5 protein-coding genes are annotated in these 5,718 nt (G+C 64.2%); all 5 read right to left on the bottom strand.

Annotated elements, in window-relative coordinates; genetic code table 11:
- Positions 1–2,508: type VII secretion protein EccCa (gene eccCa / locus WBF82_RS07970; RefSeq protein WP_424382506.1), on the bottom strand; the 2,508-nt coding region annotated here is incomplete at its 3' end.
- 2 nt (positions 2,509–2,510) lie between these two features.
- Complete coding sequence (gene eccB, locus WBF82_RS07965; RefSeq protein ID WP_424382505.1) at positions 2,511–4,004, bottom strand: type VII secretion protein EccB; 1,494 nt, start codon at positions 4,002–4,004, stop codon at positions 2,511–2,513.
- 2 nt (positions 4,005–4,006) lie between these two features.
- Positions 4,007–4,942 (bottom strand): transglycosylase SLT domain-containing protein, encoded by a 936-nt coding sequence (locus WBF82_RS07960; protein WP_424382504.1) that lies wholly within the window; start codon positions 4,940–4,942, stop codon positions 4,007–4,009.
- Positions 4,939–5,259, bottom strand: coding sequence for a DUF2710 family protein (locus WBF82_RS07955; RefSeq protein WP_424382503.1), 321 nt, complete (start codon positions 5,257–5,259; stop codon positions 4,939–4,941). The genes WBF82_RS07960 and WBF82_RS07955 overlap by 4 nt, the downstream gene beginning before the upstream one ends.
- Positions 5,260–5,320: 61 nt before the next feature.
- The coding region (locus WBF82_RS07950; RefSeq protein WP_424382502.1) for a DUF5631 domain-containing protein at positions 5,321–5,718 on the bottom strand (398 nt) is incomplete at its 5' end.

The raw sequence follows: 5,718 nt of genomic DNA, 5'->3' as shown, positions 1-5,718 counted from the left end.
GACACTCCCGATCGGGAAGGTCAGACCTGGGTTCTGCCCGTAGTCGAAATGCCAAGGCTTGCCGCGCCAGTAGCCAACCAGCGCGTCCACCGGCTCACTGACTTCCAGTGGGGGAAGCCAGATTTGGTGCGGTAGCCGCGCGGAATTGGACACCAGCGACTCGCGGATGACGTCGAGAATTTTCTTCTTCTTGAACCCGTCGGGATGGAAGAGGAACTCGTCGGGTTCCTCCGGCTCGTCGGCGACGGCCAACGCCGCGGTATCTTCGGCGCTCAGCGGCTGGTACTCCCACGTGAGCGGACGCGGCTGCGAGAAGCTCACGTCGACCGTCCGGTCGACGTTCGTGACCTTCTTGGGCAGTACGAAGGGTGCCGATAGGTAGAAGCACCGGAACGGCTCCAAGTCCCGCGGCCCGACCTTGAGCAGGGCGTAGCCGTTCTCCTTCGACGGTAGGTGCAAAGCGGCATCGCTACCGATGACGTCGCGGGAGTCCTCGGCGGTCTCCGCCCGCAGCGCGACCCGAAATGCGATGTTGCTCTTGGCTTTACTCAGCGACGACAAATCCAGGCGCTGGCCGCCAAGGGTGAAGAAGACGTTACAGCCACGCCCCTCCTGGCCGATGTGGATGACCAGCTGTATCCACTCCTGGTGATGGTGGAAAAGCTCCAGATACTCGTCGATGATGACCAACAAAATCGGAACGGGCTCCAGATCTCGACCGGCGAGCCGCATTTCTTCGTACTCATTAGCATCACGTGCACCGGCCTCCTTGAAAAGGCGGTATCTCCTGGCGATTTCGCCGTTGATAGCTTTGCGCATCCGCTCGGCGAGATGACGATCATCCTTACCGAGGTTGGACAGCGAGCCCGCGACGTGGGGTAGGCCCTCCAAATCCTGGGCGGCCGATTCGAACTTCATGTCGACGAAGATCACGATGAACGATTCCGGTGAATGCGTCAGCGCGATCCCGTTGCACAGTGACAAGAAGAATTCCGACTTACCCGAGCCGGACGTCCCAACCACCACGGAGTGGAAACCAAAGCCGCCGAAGTCTTTTGCGCGGAAGATGACGTACTGCAACTCGCCGCCGGGCTTCACCCCGACCGGCACCATCGCCCACTTAGGATCACCCCGGCCGCGGCTTTCGGCCCAGAGCCGGTCGACGTCGAGTTGGCGCGGATCGTTGATACCCAACGCCCGAAGCAATTCACCTGCCTGGCTGTCGGTTTCAGACAAGTCGCCGGCGCTCATCGGAGACCAGCGCGCCAACGCTCGCGCATACCGGTTGGCGGTGCTCTCGGCAAGCATGTCGGCTACCGCATAGAACGCGTCGTGGTGGTAAAGCCGGCCTTCTCGTAGTTCGAAGCGCTGGTCTTCGTCGGAGAAGCCAACGCCGACGCCGGGCCGAGTCGCCAGCCGTAGCACGGTGATTCCGGCCATACCCTTCTGCCCGGTCACACCCTCCCATTGCTCGGGGGTTCCGACGCTGTCGTCGACGATCACCCAGTGCGGGCCCAGCCGCAGCCCCGTCGGCTCCATCGGTGAGGGCATCGATGTCGGGCTGGTCCCCACCGGCGGAGTCCACGGCCCGCGGCCCTTGCGGTGCAGCTCGGCGTCGAGTGCTTCCTCCAACTCAGTCGGGGAGCCAAACACCAAGCGGCGCAACCCACAAGCATCAAACATCTCGTCGTGCTGATTGTGCGGCAGCCAGACCAACCATGACCACAGTTGGGGATGACGGGTGACCACCATCAGCTTGAGGTCGTTGGGGGTGTGGTAGACCGCTAGCGAACACAGGATCGACCGGGCGAGATTGTGCAAGTCTGCCGGATCGGGTCCGATGAAGCTGAAGCCCGGCTTGGACCGCAGGCTCAGCACCTTGCCGATTCCGCGAATCTTGCTCTGCTCGAGGATGAAATCGCGCAGCGCGCCGCCGGTGACTGGTTCCAGCTCTTCCCCGATCGGCACTTCGGGCCACTGCAGCGACACCGCCGAGTCCGCGGCCTGCTGCACACCGATGCCGAGGCGCACATCGAGGAAATCCGGGTCATCGGCCCGGCGCTCCCACATCCGTGGCCCACCGATAACCGTGTCGAGCTTTTGCGGATCGCCGTGCAGAAACAGTTGGCTGCGGCGCTGATCTTGGGCGGCGCGCTGCACCTCGTCGCGGTCATCGTCGAGTTGGCGCAGATAGATTCGTCGTTGCTTCTCCTGCTCGCCCCACGAGATGCGTCGTCCTCGGCCGAAGCGGCCGCTGAACATCAATGCACCGAACCCGGCCAGGCCCACCATCGGGAAGAACCCGGACTGCAGCGACCGAACACCGGACGTGTACATCACCACGAGCGTGCCGATGATCCCGACCAACAGCGCGGGCAGCGCGATCATCAACAGGATGTTGCGTGGCTCCCGCTCCGGTAACGCCAGCGGCGGCGCGACCGCCACCCGCACCGGCGGGACGGTCGGCGCCGGCTTTCGCATTCCCCGTACGAATCCGCGTTTGGACATGCCTAACCTCCCAGCTGTCGGTTAGCTTCCGGGATCGGCGCAACGGCGCCGCCCCCGGTGATGGTGTCGCGAGCCAGTAGGGCGCCGTCATGGCTGATGGCCGGCCCGGCCGCGAAAGTGCGCACGATCGGCCAAGGCGCTTGCACAGCGCTGGCCGCATTCAGCCCAAGCGGATCCAGGGTCTGCTGCTCCCATTGAATTCCGAACCGAACGCCCTGCGGCGAAAGCCAATACAGGCTTTCACGGCTGTCCGAGGTGGCGACACCGCTGGTTGTTGCGACAAAGTTCGCCGCCCCGGGTAGCACCAGCGCCTGGTCAGCCTCCACCGAATCCGGCTGGCGGTCGTCTCGGACCAGCCGCACGAGGCGCGGGTCCATTCCGATCGGGACCGGCAGTCCGCGCCCGCTGTAGATGGAGATGGTGGCCTGCGGGTCGGTGGACTGCTTCTGCCACGCGACGCAAGTGACCGGATTCACCGCTGTGTCAATGAAATTCAGCTTGCCCGAAGGGTAATAGCCGACGTCGAGCACCTCGACGGTGGGAATGTGGATCAGCTTGTCCGGCGAGATCAACGTCGGCGTGGCTGAGCCCTGGGCGAGCGCGGTGCGGAGCAGATCAGCGACGAAGCTGGTGATCTTCTGCCCGCCATCGGGTAGCAGTGCGTAGAAGCCGGTGACGGCTCCATTGGCGTCTTGGGTTTGCAGCACGCTGCCGACCGTCGACCCGGGCAGCCACCGCGACGGTGTTCCTATCTCCGGAATCGCCGGGACCACAAGAGGTTCGGTCGCCGGCATCGCGTCGAAGAGCGCGTTGGAGATTTCGACCGGATGGGTGACGCCCGGATCGAGGCCTAGGTTGAAGGTGACGGCTCGCTCGCCTGCGTCGATCTGCGACCGTTGCCCGCCCCAGATCACATAGGTCGCGTTCTTATGGGTGACCAGGACAGCCTGCGACGGACCCATGGCAGCTGCTCGTCCCGCCGTTGACAGCTCTCCGGCGATCGATGTCACCAGCGGCGGTGCGCCGGTCCCGCGGTTGGGCGCGGTGTCGCATACCGACCACGACGACACGGAACTCGGTGTGACGGTGAGGCTGTCGGGCACACCTGGAATACCGATCATCGGCCCGGTTGGGTACTTGGCAATCTCGGATGCCTTGACCCAGGTGGGCGTGGCGGGGTTACCAACGGCAAGCCGCGCGGACGTCAGGTTGAGTGCCGGGTATAGCCGCCCGTTGATCTTCGCGTAGACCGCGCCGGTGTCACGATTGCCGATGATCGCCGACTGGCCGACCAGACCGGCGGGTTTCATGACGTGCAGCAGCGCCATCCAGCCGATGCCGATAACAACGAACACCATGGACAACGCCACCGCCGCTTGTTGTTTGCGGTCGTCGTGCTTCATCCGCACCGAGAACCGGGTTATCGCAGCCTTCAATCTGCGGTTGTAGAACAGGTGTCCCGAATTCTGGTCTCGGTTGGAGAGATTGAGCGGCACGGTCAGTATCCTTTCGGCGCTCGATGTGCATCCGCCTGCTGCACCATCGCGGCGAGATTGTGGCCGTCGCGGCTGACGCCGTAGCGATGAATCACGTAGTTCATCGAGGCGCAGATATTGGCCACCGGATCGTAGATGTTGGTCGACGTGCCCGGTTGGTGGTAGCGCGCGAACGTCGCCGGAATCGTCTGGGCGATGCCTCGGGCGAAGCCCAGGCCCCGCCCGTCGGCCTGGATGGCGCCGCGTGTCGTCGCCGGTTCGGACGCGACCACCGACGGTCGACCGCCCGATTCCCTGGCTATCAACGTTTCGTATCCGCGAATCCACTTGCGACGAGCGGCTGGATCGGTGATGCCCAGGTGATCCAGCGCAGCCGCGATTCGCTGCCTGACATGCCCTGGTACGAAGGCATTTACATACTGGACTGTGCCATACCGAACCGCGCCGAGCGGCAGCGCAGCTCCCGACGTGTGTCGCTGGCGCAGGTAGGCCAGTCGCCGGAGCCGACGCGCTAGCAGGTGCGAGTTGCGGAGCGAGCGATGTAGGTAGTGGCGCTGCTCACGTAGCCGAGCGACCATGCGCGCCAATGCTTCCTGGTGCCCGAGTGGCGTATCAGCTGCCGGCATCGAGTCGCTGCGCGCATCGTCGAGCACTCGGCGGGCGCCCAGCCGGCCCACGGCATGATCGGCGTAGGCAGCGGCCAGTACGGCAGCCAGTTCGCTGTCGTCCGCTGCGCTGTCACGCAATCCAGCGACCATCCGACGGTTGGCCGCCGCCCCCCCGATCCCCAGGGCGTTGATGTGGGCGAGCCGGTCCGCATGCTCCCGAAGGTCCTGCGGCGTCTCGGTAACCCGCGTATCGGCTTGGCCGGCGCCGTAGAGGTTGTGTCCGCGAGTCAGCAACTCAACTGCATTGTGCGACAACGGATCCCATGTCACTGGAGCGCTCCCCCGTAACGCGCCTCGTTTTCGGCTTCGGCTTCTTCCCGCAATGCTGCGATCGCGAGGTTCAACCTGTCGGCCAGCTCGCCATGGGTGTATCCGGACACAACACTCGGATGCAAAGCCAATTCCACCAACCTGCCGTCGGAGTTTACGACCGCCTGAATATCGCCGAGATCGACACTGTAGGTGATCGTCGCAGCCTGGCCGACCAGCGCTTCCCACTTGTCGGCCGCCTCGCTCAGCTCACGCAGAACCGATTCGACGAGATCCTTGTCGCTTAGCTGGGCGCGTCTGCCCGACCCCGGCATCATGACAGTATCTCGACCCCTCCGACCAGCGTCAATTCATTCTCGCCCACGCTCGCGCGGTGCCCTACGGGCCAGCTTTCCATCCGCTAGCCGGTGGCGTACTGAGCATTTGGAACCAGGCGAAGTGATAATTCGCATTCACCGGGTTGCCGGTGGCGATCGCCTCGGTGGCGGCCAGCAGCAGGCAGTTGAGCAGCAACCCCGTGTCGATGTCCGGGTACTGCGCGAGAAGCTGGTAGCGCGATGTGTCGAGGTATACCCGCAATATGTCGATTTCGGCGTCGAGGACGCCAGTTCCCGAAGCGCCTGCCTTAGCGAGCGTGTTCACCATCCGCGGCAGGCCGTCACGCCAGTGTGTGGCCTCGCTCAGCTGCCAGCCCAAGTCGTTGATCACCGGCAGCTCACGCGGTTGCGACGAGGTGTCCTTCACCTGATAGTCGGTTGCCCAACCCAGCGAATCGC

The organism is Mycobacterium sp., assembly GCF_049673265.1.
In the GTDB taxonomy this organism is placed as follows: Bacteria; Actinomycetota; Actinomycetes; order Mycobacteriales; family Mycobacteriaceae; genus Mycobacterium.
The sequence above is the reverse complement of the archived record's forward strand: the minus strand, read 5'-3'. Positions and strand labels throughout refer to the sequence as shown.